2 protein-coding genes are annotated in these 710 nt (G+C 47.6%); both read right to left on the bottom strand.

All coding sequences use genetic code 11. The features are described from left to right. A partial coding sequence (locus A3766_RS29750) for a pantoate--beta-alanine ligase (RefSeq protein WP_197479605.1) occupies positions 1-108 on the bottom strand: 108 nt, incomplete at its 3' end. 13 nt (positions 109-121) lie between these two features. Further along, positions 122-710, bottom strand: a 589-nt coding sequence (gene panB, locus A3766_RS16865; RefSeq protein WP_068642556.1) for a 3-methyl-2-oxobutanoate hydroxymethyltransferase, incomplete at its 5' end; no start/stop codon positions are given.

Here is a 710-nt window from a genome sequence, read left to right as displayed (position 1 = left end):
GCCTTCATGAAGATTGCCCATAGTGGGTACAAAGCCGATTACTTTACCGGCTTGTCTAGCTTCTTTGATAACTTTTCGTAGTGCAATAATACTGTTAACGGTGATCATGCTTGAGTCTCGTTTAGCCTGCAAAACTATAATCGGCAGAAGGGAATTCGCCGGACTTAACCGCTTGGTCGTAGTGCTCGAAGGCCTGTTGCACTGAACCGGCGCCTTGCATGAAGTTTTTTACGAACTTAGGCTTATGTCCGGAAGTAATTCCAAGGAGATCATGCATCACCAAGACCTGACCATCGGTAACATTCCCCGCACCAATTCCGATGACAGGGACACTAACTTTCTTGGTAATGAGCTCAGCGAGTGAGGTGGGTACGCACTCAAGTAAGATCATATCGGCACCGGCCTCTTCAAGGGCGCGCGCAGTATTAATCATGGCGTTAGCTTTTTCAGCTTCCTTGCCTTGAACGCGATAGCCGCCTAACTTATTGACAGACTGAGGCGTTAAACCCAAATGTGCACAAACAGGAATGCCTCGATCACTTAAGGCTTCAATATACTCTGCAAGCCACTCGCCGCCTTCTAGCTTGATAATATGGGCACCTGCTTGCATCAACTGTCCACCATAGTTCAAGGTATCGTGAGGGCTATTCAGGGTATTAAAAGGCATATCGGCCATAATTAAGGGAGACTGAGCGCCTCTGCTAACACAT

This window comes from Oleiphilus sp. HI0132 (assembly GCF_001635845.1).
This window is presented reverse-complemented; position numbering and strand designations above follow the sequence as displayed.